Annotated in this window: 13 protein-coding genes; 4 read left to right on the top strand and 9 right to left on the bottom strand. The window is 71.5% G+C overall.

The features are described from left to right. Positions 1-8 precede the first annotated feature (8 nt). From ACH34W_RS01980 to ACH34W_RS01970, 3 genes are all read left to right on the top strand, one after another. Positions 9-3,335, top strand: coding sequence for a hypothetical protein (locus tag ACH34W_RS01980; protein WP_395958904.1), 3,327 nt, complete (start codon positions 9-11; stop codon positions 3,333-3,335). A gap of 45 nt (positions 3,336-3,380) precedes the next feature. Next, on the top strand, positions 3,381-5,045 hold the full coding sequence (locus tag ACH34W_RS01975; RefSeq protein WP_395958903.1) for a serine/threonine-protein kinase: 1,665 nt from the start codon (positions 3,381-3,383) through the stop codon (positions 5,043-5,045). A 128-nt stretch (positions 5,046-5,173) separates the two neighbouring features. Further along, the gene (locus tag ACH34W_RS01970) at positions 5,174-6,787 is read left to right on the top strand and encodes a serine/threonine-protein kinase (protein ID WP_395958902.1); all 1,614 of its coding nucleotides are present in this window, start codon (positions 5,174-5,176) and stop codon (positions 6,785-6,787) included. Here ACH34W_RS01970 and ACH34W_RS01965 read toward each other — a convergent pair. The 8 genes from ACH34W_RS01965 to ACH34W_RS01930 are packed head-to-tail and all read right to left on the bottom strand — an operon-like array spanning position 6,784 to position 15,307. After that, the gene (locus ACH34W_RS01965) at positions 6,784-7,641 is read right to left on the bottom strand and encodes an ATP-binding cassette domain-containing protein (RefSeq protein WP_395958901.1); all 858 of its coding nucleotides are present in this window, start codon (positions 7,639-7,641) and stop codon (positions 6,784-6,786) included. The two genes, ACH34W_RS01970 and ACH34W_RS01965, sit on opposite strands and share 4 nt — an antisense overlap. Beyond that, on the bottom strand, positions 7,638-8,690 hold the full coding sequence (locus tag ACH34W_RS01960) for an ABC transporter permease (protein ID WP_395958900.1): 1,053 nt from the start codon (positions 8,688-8,690) through the stop codon (positions 7,638-7,640). Before ACH34W_RS01960 ends, ACH34W_RS01965 begins: the two co-directional genes overlap by 4 nt. Further along, positions 8,690-9,679 carry a sugar ABC transporter substrate-binding protein gene (locus tag ACH34W_RS01955; RefSeq protein WP_395958899.1) on the bottom strand — a complete coding sequence of 330 codons (990 nt, stop codon included), beginning with the start codon at positions 9,677-9,679 and terminating at the stop codon, positions 8,690-8,692. Before ACH34W_RS01955 ends, ACH34W_RS01960 begins: the two co-directional genes overlap by 1 nt. 52 nt (positions 9,680-9,731) lie before the next feature. Continuing rightward, positions 9,732-11,564 (bottom strand): 3D-(3,5/4)-trihydroxycyclohexane-1,2-dione acylhydrolase (decyclizing), encoded by a 1,833-nt coding sequence (gene iolD, locus ACH34W_RS01950; protein WP_395958898.1) that lies wholly within the window; start codon positions 11,562-11,564, stop codon positions 9,732-9,734. Then, positions 11,561-12,406 carry a 5-deoxy-glucuronate isomerase gene (iolB, locus tag ACH34W_RS01945; protein WP_395958897.1) on the bottom strand — a complete coding sequence of 282 codons (846 nt, stop codon included), beginning with the start codon at positions 12,404-12,406 and terminating at the stop codon, positions 11,561-11,563. The genes iolD and iolB overlap by 4 nt, the downstream gene beginning before the upstream one ends. After that, on the bottom strand, positions 12,403-13,329 hold the full coding sequence (iolC, locus tag ACH34W_RS01940; protein ID WP_395959287.1) for a 5-dehydro-2-deoxygluconokinase: 927 nt from the start codon (positions 13,327-13,329) through the stop codon (positions 12,403-12,405). Before iolC ends, iolB begins: the two co-directional genes overlap by 4 nt. Before the next feature lie 23 nt (positions 13,330-13,352). Then, positions 13,353-14,300, bottom strand: a complete 948-nt coding sequence (locus ACH34W_RS01935) for a TIM barrel protein (protein WP_395958896.1) — start codon at positions 14,298-14,300, stop codon at positions 13,353-13,355. Next, positions 14,297-15,307 (bottom strand): Gfo/Idh/MocA family oxidoreductase, encoded by a 1,011-nt coding sequence (locus ACH34W_RS01930; RefSeq protein WP_395958895.1) that lies wholly within the window; start codon positions 15,305-15,307, stop codon positions 14,297-14,299. The genes ACH34W_RS01935 and ACH34W_RS01930 overlap by 4 nt, the downstream gene beginning before the upstream one ends. A 159-nt stretch (positions 15,308-15,466) precedes the next feature. Here ACH34W_RS01930 and ACH34W_RS01925 point away from each other — a divergent pair, with 159 nt between their 5' ends. Beyond that, complete coding sequence (locus ACH34W_RS01925; protein WP_395958894.1) at positions 15,467-16,999, top strand: nitroreductase family deazaflavin-dependent oxidoreductase; 1,533 nt, start codon at positions 15,467-15,469, stop codon at positions 16,997-16,999. A gap of 23 nt (positions 17,000-17,022) precedes the next feature. On the opposite strand, the gene ACH34W_RS01920 is transcribed toward ACH34W_RS01925, so the two are convergent. Continuing rightward, positions 17,023-19,896, bottom strand: a complete 2,874-nt coding sequence (locus ACH34W_RS01920; RefSeq protein ID WP_395958893.1) for an AfsR/SARP family transcriptional regulator — start codon at positions 19,894-19,896, stop codon at positions 17,023-17,025. Positions 19,897-20,287 lie beyond the last annotated feature (391 nt).

Raw genomic sequence — 20,287 nt, 5'->3', positions numbered from 1 at the left:
TGCGCTCCATGCGCGTCGCGGAACTGCTGAACGAGATCGAACCCCTCGCCCATGGCGAACGCTGCCGTCGCCTGGCGGCGCTCGCCCGCCAGGGAGTTGAGCCCCAGGTACTCGACGAGCTCGGCCGCGGTGACCACTATGAACGGTCGCTGGCGATCTTCATCGCGTCGGCCGCGCGTGACACGGCGGGTCTGGATCATCTGGCGGCGGCCATGCGGGACCCCGCCGTCGATCTGGCGGGGGTCGCGATCGGCTGGTCGGCACGGCTCGGAGTCGGTCCGGAGGCGTTCGCCGCGCTGCTCGACGACGCGCCCGCCGCCCTCCGTTCGGCCGCCTACCAGGGGATCCGGCGATGGCGGCGCGCGGACCTGGCCGAGGCGCTGATCGAACGTGTGGCGGCGCGGTGGGGCGAGGACGAGGCGGCCTCCCTGCTGCCGGTCTGCGGAGAGCGGGTTGCCCGCGAACGCATCGGCGCGCTCGCCCACGCGGTGCCCAACTGGCGGTCGTTCGGCCGCTCCCACCCCGGCGTGATGCTCGACCACGCGGAGGAGGCCCTCGCCGGTCTCCCCGAGGGAATGCGGCGCCACTGGTGGTGGGGTCCGGCGGACGGTGTCGCGGCGGCCGTTGAGCATGAGCCCGGCCGAGTCATCGGCCTTCTTGAAAGTCACTGGGTGGAAGGAGCGCTGCCTGCGGCGCTGGTCCCGCCGCTGGGGCAGCTCCTGGACGCCGACCGCGACCGGATGATGCGGCTGCTGCTGTCGGAGCCGCACCGGGATCAGCTCGTCAATCTGCTGCGCACGCCGTCCATCCGGCGGCGGATGACCAAGCTGGGAGAGAACGACCTGGCCGCCGTGGCGCACGCGGTCCGGGCAGACGAGCGCGTCCTGCGGCTGCTGGTCGAGGAGTTCCCGCCGAGCCGCCGGGAGCAGGTCTTCGAGCTGGTCATGACCGGCGTGGACCGCGGCGCGATGGAGCTGAACACCGAACTGCTCGACGTGCTGCCCGCTGCGGCGCGCGTCCGGGAGGCCCGGCGCATGCTGGAGCTGCGGCGGGTGGCTCATACACCGGCCAGGTACTGGGAGATCGCTTCCTATCTGCCGTACGACGAGGCGTTCCCCATCCTCAAGGCGCTCACCGAGCGGCAGGACGCCGACGAACGCGCGACCGGCTACCGGCTGCTCATCGGCTGCGCCGGGCGGGCCCGCGACCCCGACGTGCTGGCGCGGCTGTTCGACTCGCTCGGGCGGCTGCGGAACGAGCAGGACCCGGTCCGGTCAGCGGCGCTGCACGCGCTCGCCGCCATCCCGCCCGGCCAGATCCGGAGGGAGCATGGCGCCACGTTCGCCCGGCTCACCGAGGAGGCCCTCAACGCGCGCGACTGCTCGTACGCCACACGCGACGCGATCGCGCGGCTCGCCCGGCTCATCTGCCGGCAGGGTGCGATGCGCGGCGACGAGAGCCTTGTGGCCGAGGGGCTGGAGCTGTTCGGGAAGCTCACCGACCACCTGGGTGACGCGGCGTTCGGACAGCTGGACACGGTGCTGCCGCACGGCGCCGAACACGGTCTTGTACGCGTGCTTGCGGCGCAGCTCTCCGAGGCGCAGCGGCGGGGCGACCACGGGTTGGCGCTCAGGCTCACCAGGTCTCTGCGCCGCCGAGCGCACGACGTCCCGCTGCTCCAGGACGCGCTGGAGAAGGCCACGGACGCACGGGAGACGGCCGTGGCCAAGGAAGCGATCAGGCTGTGGCTCGCCCCGCCGCGGGCTCGTGGGGACCGCGTCGCCCGCCTTCTGGCGCGGGAGCCGTCCGCGGTGGCTCTTGCCAGCGTGTTCGCTGTGATGGCCACCGCCCGTACCGATCTGCTGGACGTTCCTCTGTCGGGGAACGTGCCGCCGGGCCGCTTCTCGACGCCGAACGTCGTTCACGTGCCCTCGGCAGAGTCCTCGTGGCCGCGCCGCTGGACTGCCGGGCAGCGCGTCCGCTACCTGGAGTTGCAGCATCTCCTGGCACAGGACGAGGGCACGCCCGACGCGCGCCGTGCGGAGGCCGTCCGCAACATCGGCGCGGTGCCCGGCGTGGGGGCTGACGAGCTCCTCCCCTATCTCACCCATCCGGACGCACTGCTGCGGCGGGTCGCGCTGACCGCCGCTCCCTGGATCTCGACGCCCCAGGACATGCTGCCCGTTCTGCTGGAGCACGCGTCCGGCGATGACGCGCATGTCGCGGTGTACGCGGCGGCCCGGGCGGCACGTTACGTACCGCCGAGCGCCCTCGCGGCCCAGCTCGGACCGGTGCTCACCACCGGGAAGATCACCGCTCGCAAGGAGTCCTTGCGCATCCTCCTGCACAACCGGGTGCCCGAGGCGATGGCCCTGATCGAGGCCGCCTGGGACGACCCCGGCCAGCATCGCGATGTGCGGGCCGCGATCGCCTCGGCCATGCGCGCGCGCCTGGGCGACCCGGTCGCGATGCGGATCCTGACCGAGGCCGCGAACGGTCCGCGCGACCTGGCCCGCCAGGTCCTCGGCACGTCTCCGTTCCTGATCGAGGATCGGCACCGGCCCGCCTACGGGCGGCTTGTGGTCCACGTCGCCCGCTCCACCGACCCCGAGGCGCGTGCTGCGGCACTGCCCGCGCTCCCCGCCTGGGCGCCGTGGGCGCCCGACGCGCCCGCCGTCGCCGCCGCGCTCCTCACCGACCTGGCCGTGACCGGCTGGCGGGCCGCGCTCGACGCACTGATCGGCTGCGCAACGAGCGGCACGGGCGCCGCCGAGCTCTCGGCGGCGGCCGACGCTCTCGCTGGCGCCTCCGCCGAGCCCGACGCGGCCGCCGACCGCGACCGGCCCGCCTTCCAGCGGCTCGGCGCCCTCGTCGACGCCGTGCGCGCGAAGGCCGTGCGCTCCCGCGACGCCGCCGAACCCGCCGTCCGTGCCCTCGACGGGCGGCTGCCGGAACCGCAGGCGAGCGAGCTCCTCGCGGCGGCCGTACGGTGGGACGCCCCCGGCGTCGCCGCTGAGATCGACGCGCTCGCCGACCGGCCCATGGGCGGCGTCCTGGCGGTCGACGCCGTCGCGCACGCGCTGGCCTCCGGCGACGTGGAGCCCTGGTCGTACGGCTACTTGCTGCCCGAGCCCGCGCAGGTCCAGCCGCACGCGGAACGGCTCGCCGCGCGCGGCGACCTGTCCGGTGGCCTGTTCGCCTGCGCCCTGGCCGGTCGTCACGCACCGCGAGCGGGCTGGCCGGAGGAATGGCGCGCCCTGCTCCGCCTTCTTCGCACTCACGCCCATCCGGATGTCAGCTACACCGCACGCCACATCATCACGTCGGACGAGTGACACTCCAGGGACGAACGACAACTTTTCGGGTGCATGATGCGTCACATGGGCGTGACTGAGTGGAGTGTTTCGGAATTCGAAGAAGTCAAGGAGCTTGGCCGGGGCGGGCAGGGTCGCGTTGTGCTGGCGCGGCATGCCGTCAAGGGCACTCCTGTGGCCATCAAATATCTGCCGGCCGACGCGGACGCCGGGGCGCAGGAGCGTTTCCGCTACGAGGCACGGATGCTCGGCCAGGTGCGCAACCCGCACGTCGCCAAGCTCTACCGGCTGGTCGAGGCGGACGAGGGCGTCGCGATCATCATGGAGGCCGTCGAGGGCGTTCCGTTCAAGACGATCCTCGAACGTTATGGAACGCTGGAGCCAGAAGCAGCGCTGACCGTCCTCAAAGGTTCGCTGCTGGGCCTCGCCGCCGCCCACGCGGTGGGTGTGGTCCACCGCGACTACAAGCCCGCGAACGTCGTCGTCCGGGCCGACGGCCTGAGCAAGCTCATCGACTTCGGCATCGCCACGTTCACCGGAAGCTCTTCCGCCTCCGGCACGCCCGTCTACATGGCGCCCGAGCAGTGGCGGGGCGGGCCCGCGAGCCCGGCCACCGATGTCTACGCGGCCGCCTGCGTCTTCTTCGAATGCGTCACCGGCCGCCGTCCGTACGAGGGCGGCAACCAGGCCGCGCTCATGAACGCGCACCTCAACACCCCCGTCCCGCTCGAAGAGGTCGACCAGCCGCTGCGGCATCTCGTGGCGCGCGGCATGGCCAAGGAGGCGGCGCAACGCCCGCCGAGCGCCGCCGCGTTCGTCGCCGAGCTGGAGGAGACCGCGCGCAAGGCCTACGGGTCCGACTGGGAGTCGCGCGGGGTGCAGATCCTGGGCGGCGCCGCCCTGGCGTTCGCCGCGCTGTTCCCGCTCGCCGCCGCGGGCCTCGCCCCGGCGGGCGTCGCCGCGGGCGCGGGCGCCTCGGCCGCGGGATCGTCCGGTGTGGTGGGAGCGCTGGGGACGAAGGCCACCGTGGCGATCGCGAGCACCGCCGTGGTCGGCGCCACGGCGGGCGTCTTCGGCGTCTATGAGTACGCGCAGTCCGACGATACGCAGCCGCGCAGACCGGCCGCGGCGGCGAGCTCGCTCGCTCCGGGCAAGAACGTCGCGTTCGGCAAGCTTTCCCTGCGGCTCCCCCTGACCTGGAAGTCGCACCCGCTACCGGTGTACGAACGCAACTCCCGGACGCCCTTGACGTACAACTACCGGGTGAATGTGCCCGGTCAATGCCGCGTGCCGAAGCTGGTTCAGGAAAACGACAAGCGCGAGGGGAAGACGCGCGAGCAGGACCCCTACTACAACAACCACTGCCCGAGCTTCGCGGTGATCGTCATGCCGTTTCGCAACGACGGCGAGCTGGGCTGGAACACGTTCAAGATCACGAGTACCTTCGCCCCCGACACCGAGGCGACGCACGCCTGCCCGCCCCGCGCCGACCTGTTCGGCGTCGGAGGTCAAAAGCTCGTGAAACGAGGCTTGGCCCCCATCGGCGGGCGCCAGGCCGAGTACCGCGAGTGGCAGATCACCTGCGCGAAGATCATTCCCAAGTACGAGAAGACGAACGTCAGCTTCGTGCACCGCCTCTGGTACCTCCCGCAGTCGAACGTCCTCATCGTGGACGAATGGAACACCCCCGGCCTCGGCGCGATCCTCCAGAAGGCCACCTGGACGGCCTGACAGCGATCTGACAGAGCAGTCTGACACGGCGGCCTGACGTGACGGGTCAGAGATCATCGTCCGCGAACCTGGAGGGCGGGATCCGCGTCAGACAGGCGGCGGATCACTGACGGGCAGGGAGCACGGCGTTGACGGAGTGGCGGGTCTCTGGGTTCGAGGAAGTGCGGGAGCTGGGCCGGGGCGCCCAGGGCAGGGTGGTGCTCGCCCGGCATGCCGAGCGGGGCACGCCGGTAGCGATCAAGTACCTGCCCGCCGACGCCGACCCGGAGGCTCAGCGAAGGCTCCGGCAGGAGGCGCGCATGCTCGGGCAGGTCGACAACCCCCATGTCGCCCGCCTCTACCGGCTGGTCGAGACGGACGAGGGCGTCGCGATCATCATGGAGGCGGTCGAGGGCGTCCCGTTCAAGACGATCCTGGAGCGGTACGGGACGCTGGAGCCGGAGGCGGCGCTGACCGTCCTCAAGGGTTCGCTGCTGGGCCTTGCCGCCGCTCACACGGCGGGCGTCGTCCACCGCGACTACAAACCGGCGAACGTGGTCGTACCGGCCGACGGGCGGAGCAAGCTCATCGACTTCGGGATCGCCACGCCCGAGGGCGCGTCGTCGTCCGCCGGCACGCCGCTCTACATGGCGCCCGAGCAGTGGCGGGGTGGACCGGCGTCCCCGGCGACCGACGTCTACGCCGCCACCTGCGTCTTCTTCGAATGCGTCACCGGCCGCCGTCCGTACGAGGGCGGCAACCAGGCCGCGCTCATGAACGGGCACGTCAACACGCCCATCCCGCTGGAGGCCATCCCCACCGCACTGCGGCCGCTCGTCGCGAAGGGCATGGCCAAGGAACCGGGTGAACGCCCCGCGAGCGCGGCCGTCTTCGTCGGGGAGCTCGAAGAGGTCGCCCGCTCCACGTACGGCCCGGACTGGGAGTCACGCGGCGTCCGCGCCCTCGCCGGCACGGCCATCGCGCTCGCCGCGCTCTTCCCGCTCGCCGCAGCCGGGTTCGCACCGGGCGCGTCCGTGGCGGCGGCCGGGGCCGGCGCCTCCACCGCGGGCTCCAGCGGGGTGCTCACCGCGCTCAGCACCAAGACCGCCGTCGCCATCGCCGGAACGGCCGTCGTCGGCGCCACCGCCGGTGGCGTCGGCGTCTACCAGGCCGCCAAACCCGAGCCGGAGCCCAAGGCGCCGGCCGCCAACTCGTCCCCCGCGCCGCCGCCCGGCATCCCGATCACCCTTGGCAGGCTGCAGCTGTCGGTCCCCCAGGGATGGAAGGTCCAGCGCCTCGGCGGGCCGGGCGGCAACTACCGGGTCGACGTGCCGGGCCGCTGCCCGGCCAACGCCTGGTACCCGGACATGAGGAGGACCTACTACAACTCCGGTTGCCCGAGCTTCGCGCTGCTGGACGAGAACAAGATGCTCTGGACGCAGGAGGCACAGGAGGCCAGGTACCGGCGGGGCAAGGGCTTCCACCCTGCGAACGATCCGGGCGGCGTGTGCCCGCCCAAACCCGCCACCTACCGGATGCGAACTCCCGACCGGCTCATGAAGAAGGGCCTGGCGCAGGTCGGCAACCGCAAGGCCGAGTATTACGAGTGGCGTTTCTACTGCATCGCCCAGGACGTCAATGGCACCCGCAAGGACCCGTTCATCCAGAAGACGTGGTTCTTCCCGCAGTCCAAGATCCTCATCGTGGACGACTGGAACACCCCCGGCCTGGAGAAGATCCTCGCCGCTGCCACCTGGCTCTAGTCGGTGAGGCCGAGCTTCTTGGCCTCCTCGGTCAGTTCCTTGCCCGCGGTGATGCCTTGCAGCTCGTGGGCGAGCTCTTCGAGTTCGGAGCCGCCCGCCATGAGGGCGGTGAGCTCGTCCAGGGTGATGTCGTCCTTGCTGTGGTAGCCGATGCTGCGTCCGCGTTTGAGGATCAGGAAGCGGTCGCCGACCGGGTAGGCGTGGTGCGGGTTGTGGGTGATGAAGATGACGCCGAGCCCGCGTTCGCGTGCCTGGACGATGTAGCGGAGGACGACGCCCGCCTGCTTGACGCCGAGGGCGGCTGTCGGTTCGTCCAGCACGAGCACCTTCGCGCCGAAGTAGACGGCGCGGGCGATCGCGACGCACTGGCGTTCGCCGCCCGAGAGGGTGCCGATGGGCTGGTCGACGTCACGCAGGTCGATGCCCATGGCGAGGAGCTCGCTCTTGGTCGTCTTGCGCATGAACTCGATGTCCATGAGCCCGAACGTCTTGCGCTTCTCCGAGCCGAGGAAGAAGTTGCGCCAGACGGGCATCAGCGGCACGACCGCCAGGTCCTGGTAGACGGTGGCGATGCCGTGGTCGAGGGCCTCGCGGGGCGAGGCGAAGGAGACCGCCTCCCCCTCGACGTGGTACGCGCCGGCGTCATGGCGGTGCAGACCCGCCACGATCTTGATGAGGGTGGACTTGCCGGCGCCGTTGTCGCCGAGCACGCAGGTGACTTCGCCGGGCGAGACCTCCAGGGACACCTCGCGCAGGGCGATGATGTTGCCGTAGTTCTTGCCGACCCCGTCGAGCCTGACCAGGGGCTGTGCCGTTTCGGTGGCCCCGGTCGTGTCGGTGTTCCCGGTCGTCATCTCGACTGCTCCACTCGTCGGCGCACGATGAGGTTGACGACGGTGGCGATGAGCAACATCGCGCCGAGGAAGAACTTGAACCAGTCGGGGTTCCACTCGGCGTACACGATGCCCTTGTTGACCATGCCGAAGATGAACGCGCCGATGGCGGCGCCGATCGCCGATCCGTAGCCGCCGGTCAGCAGGCAGCCGCCGATCACCGCGCAGATGATGAAGAAGAACTCGTTGCCGACGCCCTCGCCGGACTGCACCGAGGCGAACGCGAACAGCAGGTGCATCCCGGAGAACCAGGCGCAGAACGCGACCCCCATGAAGAGGCCGATCTTGGTCCGGGTGACCGGGACGCCGACCGCCCGGGCACTGGCGGCGGCACCGCCGGACGCGAAGATCCAGTTGCCCGTGCGGGTGCGCAGCAGGATCCACGTCGCCACCGCGACCAGCAGCAGCCACCAGAAGACCGTGATGTTGACGTTGACACCGCCGATCACCACGTCGGACGCGAACACGTTCCGCGCCGTGGCGAACCCGTCCATGTCGCGGACCGAGTCGCTGGCGACGTTGCCGGTGACGGCCTTGGTCACGCCGAGATTGGCGCCGGCCAGCATGAAGAACGTCGCGAGCGTGATGATGAAGCTGGGCAGCCCGGTCTTGACATAGAGCAGCCCGTTGAGGAATCCCAGCGCGAGCGTGAGAACGAGCGAGATCACCACGCCGACCCACACGTTCAGCGTGAGCTGGTAGCTGAACAGCGCGGCGATCAGCGCCGACGTCGTCACCATCACCCCGGCGGACAGGTCGAACTCGCCGCCGATCATCAGCAGCGAGACGCCGACCGCCATGATGCCGAACGTGGAACCCGCGTACAGCACCGTCGAGAACGAGCTGGCCTGCAGGAACGCGTCGGCGACGACGGAGAAGAACACGAACACCGCCACCGCGCCGATCAGCGCGCCGAGCTCCGGGCGGCCCAGCAGCCGCCGCACGGGCGACCGCCGGGTGACCCGTTCGTCGGCCGCGATCGGCGGCGGCTGGACGACTGCCTGACCCATCAGCGCGTGCCCTGGTTGGCGAACTGCTCGATCGAGGCCGCGGTGTCCTTGGTGACGATGGCCGGCCCGGTCAGCACCGGCCGCCCGCCGCCGAGGACGTTGCCGTTGTTCTTGAGCAGCCAGATCTCGTCCACCGCTTCGTATCCCTGCAGATAGGGCTGCTGGTCGACGGCGAACTGGATCGTGCCCGCCTTGAGGGAGGCGACCAGGTCCTTGTTCATGTCGAACGTGGCCACCTTGGCCTGGCTGCCCGCCTCCTTGGCTGAGTCGACGGCGGTGGCGGCGATCGCGGCGTTCAGGGTCAGGATGCCGTCGACGGACTTGTCGGCCTGCAGCTTGGCGGTGATGGACGACTTGACCTGCGGCATGTTGGTGCCCTGCACGAAGAGGTTCTGCATCGAGCCGCCGAAGGTCTTCTTAGCGCCGGCGCAGCGGTCCTCCAGGCCGACGTTGCCCTGCTCGTGGATGACGCACAGCGCCTTCTTCGCATTGGACTTGGCGAGCTCGCGGCCGGCGGCCTCGCCCGCCACGGTCTCGTCCTGTCCGAAGTGCGCGACCGCGCCGTACTGCGCGGACACGTCGGCGCCCGAGTTGATCGAGACGACCGGGATCTTGGCCGCGGTGGCGCGCGCGACCACGTCCTTCAACGCGTCCGGCTTGGCGAAGGTGACGATGATGCCGTCCACCTTCTTGTCGATGGCGGCCTGGACGAGCTGCGCCTGCTTGCCGCCGTCCGGGTCGGCCGAGTAGAGGAACTCCACGTTGTCCTTGGCGGCGGCCGCCTTGGCGCCCTTCTGGACGATGTCCCAGAACGTGTCGCCCGGCCCGGAGTGCGTGACCATGGCGACCTTGAGCCTCGGCCCAGCACCGCCCACGCCCGGCGTCTTCTCTGCCTCTTTGCCGCCCGACTCACTGCACGCGGTGAGCGCCAAGGACAGCACGCCCGCCACCGCCAGGGCCGTCAGGCCGGACCTCCGTATGCGCTTCATTGGGCGTTCTCCGTTCTCCCCGAATGGGGTGGGCTAGGAAAGCGAAGAAAGGTCACAGGTAGGAGCGTCGGGCTTGCCGCTCCTTCTCGTATCGGGCGCGGGCCTCCTGGGTCGTCTCCAGCGCCGACACCTCGGCGACGGGGACGTCCCACCAGGCCTCACTGCCGGGAGCGGATACGAGCGGATCGGTCTCAACGTGGACGACGGTCGTGCGCGCGGACTCCTTGGCCCGCTGCAGCGCGGCGCGGAACTCGGCGATCGTACCCGCGCGCTCGACGTCGGCGCCGAGGCTGGCGGCGTTGGCGGCGAGGTCGACCGGGAGCAGGCCGCCCTCGCGGTCGCGGTAAGCCGTGCCGAAACGCTGGGCGCCGACCGTCTCCGACAGGCCGCCGATGGAGGCGTAGCCGTGGTTGTTCACGAGGACGACGATCAGCTTGACCCCCTCGGCGACGGCGGTCACCAGTTCCTGCGCCATCATCAGGTACGAGCCGTCGCCGACCATCACGAACACGTCCCGGTCGGGCGCCGCGAGCTTGACGCCCAGCCCGCCCGCGATCTCGTAGCCCATGCAGGAGAAGCCGTACTCCACGTGGTAGCCCTTGGGGTCACGGGCCCGCCACAGCTTGTGCAGGTCGCCCGGCATCGCCCCGGCGGCGCACACCACCACGTCGCGGGGCCCGCTGACCTCGTTGACGACGCCGAGGATCTCCGATTGGGCGGGGAGCGGCGTGTGGCCGAGGGCGTACGCCTGGTCGACGGTCGTGTTCCAGCGCGCGACCAGGATCCGGGCCTCCTCCTGGTAGGACTCCGGGACGGCCCAGTCACCGACCGCTCCGCGCAAGGCGGCGAGGCCGGCCCGTGCGTCGGCAACGAGGGACTCCCCCGCGTGTTTGGCGGCGTCGAAGGCGGCGACGTTGAGGTTGACGAACCGCACGCCCGGCCGCGCGAAGAGGCTGCGTGAGGCGGTGGTGAAGTCGCTGTAGCGGGTCCCGATGCCGAGCACGACGTCGGCCTCGCGCGCGAGCGCGTTGGCGGCGGTCGAACCGGTGGCGCCGATCGCGCCCACAGCACAGGGGTGGTCCCAGGCGAGCGAGCCCTTGCCCGCCTGCGTCTCGGCGACGGGCACGCCGGTCTGCTCGGCGAACGCACGCAGTTCGCCGGCGGCACCTGAATAGATGACACCGCCGCCCGCGACGATCAAGGGCCGTTCCGCCGCCGTGAGGAACGCCGCCGCCCGCGCGAGTGCGGCGGGCTCGGGCACCGGGCGGCCGACGTGCCAGACGCGGTCCTCGAACAGCTCGTCCGGCCAGTCGTACGCCTCGGCCTGGACGTCCTGCGGCAGCGCGAGCGTGACCGCGCCGGTCTCGGCCGGGTCGGTCAGCACGCGCATCGCGGCCAGCAGCGCGGACGGGAGCTGTTCCGGCCGGTTGATCCGGTCCCAGTACTTCGACACCGGCTTGAGGCAGTCGTTGACCGACACGTCGTACGAACGGGCGTCCTCCAGCTCCTGGAGCACGGGGTTGGCGCTGCGCGTGGCGAAGATGTCGCCGGGGAGCAGCAGCACGGGGAGGCGGTTGATCGTGGCCAGCGCGGCGCCCGTGACCATGTTGGTCGCGCCCGGACCGATCGACGTCGTACAGGCGTACGTGCGCAGCCGGTCCTGCGTGCGCGCGTACCCGACGGCCGTGTGGACCATCGCCTGCTCGTTGCGGGCCATGTGATAGGGGAAGCCCTCCTCCAGCAGTGCCTGCCCGATCCCCGCCACATTCCCGTGTCCGAAGATTCCGAAGCATCCCGAGATCAAACGGTGACGTTCGCCGTCCCGTTCGGACCACTGGTGCGCCAGGAAGCGGACGGTCGCCTGCGCGACGGTGAGCCTGGTCATCGTTCCTCCACCGACGTCAACGGGAGCCTGGGATCGATGTACTGCGTGGTCCACGTCTCGCGGATCCAGGTGTGGGCCGGGTCGTCGCAGATCCGCCAGGCGCGTTCGTCCGAGGGCCCGGCCATCACGTTCAGGTAGTAGAGATCATGTCCCGGCACCGCCATCGACGGGCCGTGCCAGCCGTGCGGGATCAGCACGGCGTCCCCGGTGCGGACCTCTTCGAGGACGTCGGTCGAGCCGTAGACCCGCTGGTAGGCCATGCCGGACGGACCCTCGACCTCGAAGTAGTAGATCTCTTCGAGGACGGACTCCGTCGGCGTCTCCTCGTCGTGCTTGTGCGGCGGGAACGACGACCAGCAACCACCCGGCGTCAGGACCTCGCAGGCGATGAGCTTGTCCGCGTACGGGAACCCCTCGGGTGTGCCGAAGTTGTTGACCTGGCGGCTGGCCGGTCCCGCTCCGCGCAGCTCGACGGGCACCCGTCCCGCCGGGCCGTAGCGCGGTACGAGCCGTTCGCGGCACCGTGCCCCCGCCAGCGCGAACCGTCCCCGCCCAGTGATGGTGACCTGCGCGTCGCGCGGCACGTAGGCGAAGTCGGAGACCCGCGTGAAGACGGTGCGGCGGCCGCGCAGCTCCAGGACCTCCCCGTCGCAGGTGACGCGGCACGAGCCGGAGAGCGGCAGCACGATCATCTCGAACTCGCCGGTGCCGAACGTGTGCGCGCCGCCGACCGGCAGTTCGAGCACCCGCAGCGCGGTGTGCTCCCAGCCGGCCGTCTCGGGCGTGATGATCAGGCGGTACGGCCCGTCGGCGGTCATCCCAGAGGGCAGGTGATGCTTCATCTCGAAGTCTCCCAGAGGAGTTCGTCCACTTCGGTCTCGGTCGGCATGGCGTCGGAGCAGGCCAGCCGTGAGGCCACGATCGCACCGGCGGCGCCCGCGAACGTGATGACACGCTCAAGGTCCCATCCGGCGAGCAGCCCGTGGCACAGGGCGCCGCCGAACGCGTCCCCGGCTCCCAGCCCGTTCACGACCTTCACCTGCGCGGGCGGGACCTCCACCACCTGATCCGCTGTCGCGGCGAGGACGCCCTCGGGGCCGCGCTTCACGACGGCGAGTTCGATGCCGCGGTCGAGGAGGGCGCGGGCGGCGGCGTGCGGCTCCCGCTCGCCCACCGCGACCTCGCACTCCTCCAGGTTTCCGACGGCCACGGTCGCGTGTTCCAGCGCGGACTGCGCCCACCGCCGGGCGTTCTCGGGCGCGGACCAGAGCATCGGCCGGTAGTCGAGGTCGAGCACGGTCCGCCCGGCGCTCCCGGTGTGCTCTGCGAGCGCGGCCAGGGTGGATTCGCGGCTCGGTTCCTGGGACAGCCCGGTCACCGTGGCCCAGACGAGGCGCGCGGAACGGATGGCGTCCAGGTCCAGCTCGTCCGGCCGGATCTCCAGGTCGGGGGCCTTCGGATACCGGTAGAAGTAGAGCGGGAAGTCGTCCGGAGGGAAGATCTCGCAGAACGCCAGTGGTGTCGGCAGCCCCGGAACCGCCGTGACGAAGCGGTCGTCGACTCCGTACTCCTTGAGCGCGCGGTGCACGAACCGGCCGAACGGATCGTCGCCGGTCCGGGTGATCACCGCGGTGCGGCGGCCGAGCCGGGCCGCGGCCACCGCCACGTTGGTGGGGCTCCCGCCGAGATACTTGCCGAACGTCTCCACGTCCTCCAGCGGGACGCCCACCTGGTGCGGGTAGATGTCCACGCTCACCCGGCCCATGGTGATCAGGTCGTACCGGCTCGTCACGACGCCCCCTCCGCCAAACCGGCCTCTGCCGGGCCCGCGTCTGTCAGGTCCGGCTCAGTCAGGTCCACCTCAGTCAGGTTGGACTCAGTCAGGTCGGACTCGGCCAGGTATTCCAGGCTCGCCCGGACGTCGTCGTAGGGCCCGCCGCCCGGTGCGGGCTCGGCGGTGAGCACGGCGTCCTGCTCCATGACGTACCAGCCTTCGTACCCGGCGTTTTCCAGACTGCGGACGATCCCGGCGATGTCAATGTCCCCGCGGCCGAGCGGCCGGTACATCCCGGCGCCGACCGCTTCGGTGTAGCCGGTCTGCCCCGCGCGCACCTGCTCGGCGAGCTGAGTGTCCACGTCCTTGAGGTGAACGTGGGCGATCCGGTGGGCGGCGGTGCGGGCCAGCCAGGACGGGTCCGTGCCTCCGATGAGGAGGTGGCCGGTGTCGAGGCAGAGGGGGATCCCGCATTCGCCGAGGACCATCTCGACCTCGTCGCGGCGTTCCACCATCGTGCCGACATGCGGATGCAGGACGGCACACCGCCCGCGGTCGGCGGCCATGGCGAAGATCGCATCGAGGTTGGCCAGCAGGGTGGTCCAGCCCTTGGTGTCCAGGGCCGGCCGCCGGTCGTAACCGTCGAGCCCGGTGACCGCCGCCAACACCAGCGTCGTGCCCTCGCCGAGGTCGTCGAGGGCACGCCTGGCCTCCGGCATGGGGTCGTACGCGGGATCGTGCAGGACGACGGGCACGAACCCGCCGATCAGCTCCAGCCCGTACGACTCGAGCAGCTCGTCGCGTTCATCCCGCCCGATCGGAAGGAACCCGGCTGGGCCGAGCTCGGTCGCGGTGATGCCGAGGTCGCGCATCTCGGCCAGCACCCGGTCCGGCGCCAGCTGGTGGCCCCAGCCCGGCACCTCGCACACACCCCACGAGATCGGCGCCCCGGCGATCCTCATCGCCGTACCTCCTCGATCTCGACGACCCTGCCCTCGTGCTTGGAGAGCTCGCAGGCCTCGGCCAGATAGCACGCTTCGAGCGCCTCCTCAGGCGGGCACGGGTTGCTCCGCCGCCCGGCGACCAGGTCGGTGAACGCGCGCAGCTCGGCGTCGTACGCGGCGGCGAAGCGTTCGAGGAAGCCGCTGTAGGCCTCGGCGGCGTGCCCGGCCGGCCGGGCCCGTTCAGGTATGGGGCTGATGGGCGTCTGGTCGTCCAGACCGGCGACGACGCTGTCCTTGGAGCCGAAGACCTCCAGCCGCACGTCGTACCCGGCGGCGTTGTAGCGGGTGGCCGACGCCGTGCAGAGGGTGCCGTCGTCCAGCGTGACGAGTGCGGTCCCGGTGTCGACGTCGCCGCTCTCCCGGAAGATCTCGTCGCCCTTGTTGGCGCCCATGGCCATGACCCGGACCACCTCGCGGCCGGTGACGAAGCGGATGGAGTCGAGATCGTGGATCACGCAGTCCCGGAAGAGCCCGCCGGACGTCGGGATGTAGCCCGCGGGCGGCGGCGCCGGGTCGAAGCTGCACGACCGCACGGTGTGCAGCCAGCCGAGCCGTCCGGAGGCGACCGCGTCCCGTGCCACGAGGTAGCCCGCGTCGAAGCGGCGCTGGAAGCCGACCTGCACGGGCACTCCCGCGGCACGTGCGGCGGCAACGGTTTGGAACGTTCCATCAACAGTCGACGCCAGTGGCTTCTCGCAGAAGACCGGCATGCCGGCGGCCACGCTCCGGCCGACCAGCCCGGCGTGCGCGTCGGTCGCGGCGGTGATCACCAGGCCGTCGGCGCCCGTGGTGAACAGTTTCTCGACGGTGTCGACGGCCCGTACGCCGCGCACCCTGGCGGCCAGATCGCGGGCGCGCCGCGGATCGGCGTCGGCGGCCAGCACGGCCTCGACCTCGGGCAGCCCGGCCAGCGCGGCTGCGTGGCGGGCCCCGATGCGTCCCGCGCCTGCCAATGCGATTCTCATAAGTCCCCTCCCGTTCGCGGTTGGGTGGGACCCGAGTGTGCTGGAGCGTTCCAGAACCGTCAACGGCCAGGACCAGATTTGACGGCAAAAGATGAAGACCGAAACCGGAAAGAGGCGTCGCGATTGAATCCCTACCCGACCAAACGCTAGTTTGATCGCATGCGGGTCTTCCTCACCGGCGCGTCCGGCTTCGTCGGGTCGTACACCGTGGCCGCCCTGCTCGCGGCCGGGCACCGCCCGCGAGCGCTCGTCCGCGACCCGGGCAAGGCCGCCAAGGTCCTCAACGCCGTCGGCGTCCCCGCCGAGAACGTCGAACTCGTGCCCGGCGACATGCTCGACGAGGCCGCCGTCGCCGAGGGCCTGGACGGCTGCGACGCCGCGGTCCACGCCGCCGCCGCGATCGGGGTCACCGGCACCGAGGCGAACATCGTGAAGGTCAACGTCGACGGCACCCGCAACGTCATCGGCGGCGCCGTGGCCCGCGGGCTCGACCCGGTGGTGCACATCTCGACCGTCGCCGTCTTCGTCCCGCCGTCCGGCCCCGTCATCACCGCCGACGGCCCGCTCGCCGCACCGCGCACCGACTACGGCAAATCCAAACTGGAGGCCGAGCGATACGTCCGCGGCCTCCAGGACGAGGGCGCACCCGTCACGATCCTCTACCCCGGCGGCGTCTGCGGTCCCCATCAGCCGACGCTGGACGCGCTGATGGAAGGGCTCGCGGGGGCCCTCGGCAAGGCCTGGCCGATGCCGCGCGGAGGCGTCTCGATCATCGATGTCCGCGATCTGGCGGAGGCCGTCGCGCGCACGGTGACCGCCGAACGGAGCGGCGAACGCTGGCTGCTCGGTGGCCACTATCTGACATGGCCGGAATGCGCCGATCTCTGCGACGACCTCACCGGGGTCAAGTGCCGCCGCCTCACCGTGCCCGGCTCCGTCATGCTCGGCCTGGGTTCGGCGCTCGACCTGGCCAAGCGCGTCAAGACGTTCGACTATCCACTGACCCGGGACGCCGCCGAGTTCATGGTCAAGCTCGTGCCGACCGACGACCGGCCCGCCCTCGACGCCCTGGACCTGGACCTGCGGCCGGTCCGCGACACCGTCGAGGACGGGCTCCGCTGGCTGGCCGCGGCCGGCCACCTCGATCCGCGCAAGGCCGGACGCCTCGCCCCGGCCCCGAACATCGCCAGCAAGGAGCAGCAGATGCCCACCCTCATCCAGCGCACGATGGGCCCCATCATGCAGCGCGTCTCCGGCTCCCCCGTGTTCGCCAAGATCGCCCCGAAGATCGTGCCACCGCTGGACCGCGCCCTGCACAAGGCCAGCGGGGGCCGTTTCCTGCTCGGCCAGGCGCTCGTGCCCAGCCTCGTCCTCACCACCACGGGCGCGGTCAGCGGCAAGCCTCGGCAGGCGCCGCTCGCCTGCATGCCGGAGCCGGACGGCACCTGGGTCATCGTCGGGTCCAACTTCGGCCGCGAGAAGCACCCGGCCTGGACCGGCAACCTCCTCAAGAACCCCGACGCCGAGGTGAGCTTCCGCGGCCGGACGGTCGCGGTCACCGCGCACCTGCTCGACGACGACGAGCGCACCGAAGTGTGGCCGAAGCTCATGAAGGTCTGGCCGGTGTACGACCGCTACGTCGAACGCGTGGAACGCCAGCTGCGCATCTTCCGCCTGACGCCGAAGGACTAGCCCGGCGGGAGGCTGCCGAAGGACTAGCCCTGCAGGAGGCTGCTGACGCTGAGGTCACCTGCGAGCCTGGCCATGGTGTCGGAGATGCGGGCCTCGGCGTTCAGCCGCCGCCACAACGCGAGGGCCTGCAGCCGGGCGTCGACGGCGGCGTGCCGGTCACCGGAGGCTTCGGCGAGGGTCGCCAGGATGTCGAGCGCGGCGGCCTCATCCCATCGGTGGCCGTGCGCACGGGCACGACGCAGGGTCTCGCGGGCCAGCTCGCCGGCTTCGCCGAGCCGGCCTGCCGTGACCAGCAGCGTGCCGATCTCGCCGACGACCGACGTGCTCTCGAAGTCGTCCCCCAGCCGCATGATGATCGCTATTCCCCGCTCCAGGGAGGCGAGCGCGTCGTCGATCCGGCCGAGCTTGAGGTGCGCCAGCCACGCGGTCTTGAGCGTCCACAGCTCGGCCACGGGAGCGCCGCAGGCCTCGAACGCCGCCGTGGCCTCCTCCAGGAGTGACAGGTAGTCGCCGCGTTCCCCCGTTTCGCGGCTGCGCAGGCAGAGCGTGAAGGCGAAGCGGCCGACGCCGAGGGCGTCCCCGGCTCGCCGGGCCTCCTCCAGCGGCGGGCAATGCTCGTCCAAGGGCGCCGTCGGCAGCGGCTCATGCTCGTACGGCGGAAGCGACCGGTATGCGGCCAGCGCGCGTTCGGCGTACTGGAGGCCTGCGCCGAGCTCGAACCGGCTCGACTCGCAGTCCACGAGGAGGCCGAGCATGCAGGCCTCCCCGAGGCGATCCCCGGTCCGTTCGGCCACCCGCAGCCCGGCGTGCAGGGCCGCGCTCCACTCGTCGAACCGGCCCCGCAGGTCGAAGTAGGTGGTCGCGCTCTGCGCCAAGGGCCACACCGCGCCGAGGTCCTGCTTCTCCGCCGATCTCAGTTGGCCGGAAAGCTGGACACGTTCCTCGTCGAACCAGCTGAACGGTGCGGCTCGTACGGCCTCGTGCATGTGGGCGGGCGCGCGCCAGAGCGGCGCCGGGGCAGGGTCGAGGCCGTACCAGTGCGGGAGTTCGGCGTCGGCCGTCGCCGCCAGGTCCTGCCAGCCACCCAGCAGGCGGCGGAGCGCGGTGACCCGATCGGCGGGGTCCGCGAGCTCGGCGGCCATGAGGTGGATCAGGTCGTGTACGCGGTACCGCGGCCCGGTCACGCCGCGGCCGGCGGGCTCGACCAGGTGAACGTCCACGAGGTCGTCCAGGAGGCGTTCGGCCTCCGCGGCGTCGCCCGCGAGCAGGGCGGCGGGGACCCATGAGGGGAACTCCGGGGCCTCCAGCGCCCCGAGACACCGGAAGAGGCGCTGCTGATCGGGGTTCAGCGCGGAGTAGGACTCCTGGAAGCTGGCCCGCACGCCGACGTCGCCCTGCTTTAACCAGTCGAGCCGGTCACGCTGGGAGGCCAGGCGCCGTGCCATGTCCTGGACCGTCAGGTCGGGCCGCGTACGAAGGCGCGCGGCGGCGATCCGGACGGCGAGCGGCAGCCCACCGCACAACCGGACGATCTCGGCCGCCGCGTCCGGCTCGGCCGCGGCGCGCTCCGGGCCCGCGATGGCTCCGAACAGGCGCAGGCCCGCGTCGGCGGGCAGCGCGTCGAGCTGGACGGCCCGCAGCGCGCCCTCGCCCGACAACCGCCGGCGGCTGGTGATCAGAACCGCGCAGCGCGGCTCGGCGGGCATCAGCGGACGCAGCTGCTCCTCGTCCGTCACGTCGTCCAGGACGAGGAGCACGCGGCGGGTGGCCAGCAGCTCGCGGAACAGGGAGCCGCGTTCGTCGACCTCCTGCGGCACGCCCGCGGGCGGCACGCCGAGCGCGTGCAGGAAGGTCGCCAGCACATCGGCGGCGTCGGCGGTGCCGAGCCGCGCGTAGAGCTGGCCGTCCGCGTAGACCTCGCGGTTCCGGTGAGCCAGGCGCAGGGCGAGCGCGGTCTTGCCGATGCCGCCGGGCCCGGTGATCGCGATACGCGGCGGAGCCGCCCGGGGCACGCCCGAGGACAGGACGGCGTCCAGCTCCGCCAGCAGCCCTTCCCGGCCCACATGGTCGACGACATCGGCGGGGAGCTGGCGCGGCACGACGTACGGGAGGCCCCGCACGGCGTCGGCGTTCTCCGCACCGTGCACACCCGTGAGGATGGCCCGGTGGAGCTGCTGGAGCCGGGTGGACGGCTCGATCCCCAGCTCGGCCACCATGCGTTCGCGGGCGTCCCGGAACACCGCCAGGGCGTCGGCCGGCCGTCCCGCGCGGGAGAGGACGGTCATGAGCTGGCCGCTGAAGCGCTCCCGGAGCGGATGCTCCCGGACGAGCCCTTGCAGCTCGGCGGCAAGCCCGTCGTGATGGCCCCGGGCCATGTCGGCGTCGATCCGGTCCTCCAGCGCGGCCAGCCGGAGATCCTCCCAGTCCGCTGCGGCCTGCCGAACGTACGGCGAGACCACGTCGGCGCACACCGGGCCGCGCCACCGGGCCATCGCCGCGTGCAAAAGCTCGGCGGCGAGCAGGTGCTCCCCCGCCGCCATGTGCCGCCTGGCCTGGTCGACTTCGCGCCGGAAGACCAGGAGGTCCAGCTGATCGTCTGACAACCGCAGCCGGTATCCGGGCGGGACCGTGTCGATCGGCGCGGACGTGCGTTCGCCGCCCGCGCCCAGGTTGCGGCGCAGCCGGGAGACCATGCCCTGGAGCTGGACCCGCCACGAGTTGGGCGGTTCGTCCTCCCACAGCGCCCTCGCCAGCCGGTCCACCGACACGACCCGGCCGGCCTCCAGGAGAAGCAGGCCGAGCACGGCGCGCGGCTGGGGGCCACCCACGTCCAGCGGCACGCCGTCGCGTTCGGCGACCACGGGGCCGAGGACGCGGAAGTACAGCCCACCGGGCATCGGCGTCTACCTCACGGCATGCGAAAAGAGGGCGGGGAGTCGCCCACTGTAGCCGCTCCGCTCCCGTTATGCCGGATTTCCGCCAACCGCTATGCGCCTGTGGTCATCACCTCTGTGGTCCTGCCGCTTGCCTGCCCGTTTCCTGCCGCTTTCCTGCCCCCGCCTCGGCCGCCGTACGAGGCGGGGGCCGTGGCTACGGCCGACGCTGAAACGTGTCGGTCCCCGCAACGGATTGGGCGTCTCCGCGACTCGGACACGCACCGGATCTTCTCCGATGGCGCACGCCCCGCAACATGGCCCCGCCCTCGCGAAGACGCCCCGTCCTCCCGTGCGCACAGAGCATCTCGCGAGCCGCTAACAATCCGCTAAGCACGACAATCCGCTGAACACG

The sequence above is a fragment of the Actinomadura sp. 6N118 genome (assembly GCF_044326415.1).
Classification (GTDB): domain Bacteria; phylum Actinomycetota; class Actinomycetes; order Streptosporangiales; family Streptosporangiaceae; genus Spirillospora.
Note: the sequence above shows the minus strand (reverse complement) of the source record. Positions and strands in the feature narration are given on the sequence as shown.

What these genes read in the sequence shown, in the direction of transcription:
- ACH34W_RS01980 (WP_395958904.1), top strand. Translation starts at nt 9, where the DNA reads ATGCGCGTCGCGGAACTGCTGAACGAGATCGAACCCCTCGCCCATGGC.
- ACH34W_RS01975 (WP_395958903.1), top strand. Translation starts at nt 3,381, where the DNA reads ATGGGCGTGACTGAGTGGAGTGTTTCGGAATTCGAAGAAGTCAAGGAG.
- ACH34W_RS01965 (WP_395958901.1), bottom strand. Translation starts at nt 7,641, where the DNA reads ATGACGACCGGGAACACCGACACGACCGGGGCCACCGAAACGGCACAG.
- ACH34W_RS01960 (WP_395958900.1), bottom strand. Translation starts at nt 8,690, where the DNA reads ATGGGTCAGGCAGTCGTCCAGCCGCCGCCGATCGCGGCCGACGAACGG.
- ACH34W_RS01955 (WP_395958899.1), bottom strand. Translation starts at nt 9,679, where the DNA reads ATGAAGCGCATACGGAGGTCCGGCCTGACGGCCCTGGCGGTGGCGGGC.
- iolD (WP_395958898.1), bottom strand. Translation starts at nt 11,564, where the DNA reads ATGACCAGGCTCACCGTCGCGCAGGCGACCGTCCGCTTCCTGGCGCAC.
- iolB (WP_395958897.1), bottom strand. Translation starts at nt 12,406, where the DNA reads ATGAAGCATCACCTGCCCTCTGGGATGACCGCCGACGGGCCGTACCGC.
- iolC (WP_395959287.1), bottom strand. Translation starts at nt 13,329, where the DNA reads ATGGGCCGGGTGAGCGTGGACATCTACCCGCACCAGGTGGGCGTCCCG.
- ACH34W_RS01935 (WP_395958896.1), bottom strand. Translation starts at nt 14,300, where the DNA reads ATGAGGATCGCCGGGGCGCCGATCTCGTGGGGTGTGTGCGAGGTGCCG.
- ACH34W_RS01930 (WP_395958895.1), bottom strand. Translation starts at nt 15,307, where the DNA reads ATGAGAATCGCATTGGCAGGCGCGGGACGCATCGGGGCCCGCCACGCA.
- ACH34W_RS01925 (WP_395958894.1), top strand. Translation starts at nt 15,467, where the DNA reads ATGCGGGTCTTCCTCACCGGCGCGTCCGGCTTCGTCGGGTCGTACACC.
- ACH34W_RS01920 (WP_395958893.1), bottom strand. Translation starts at nt 19,896, where the DNA reads ATGCCCGGTGGGCTGTACTTCCGCGTCCTCGGCCCCGTGGTCGCCGAA.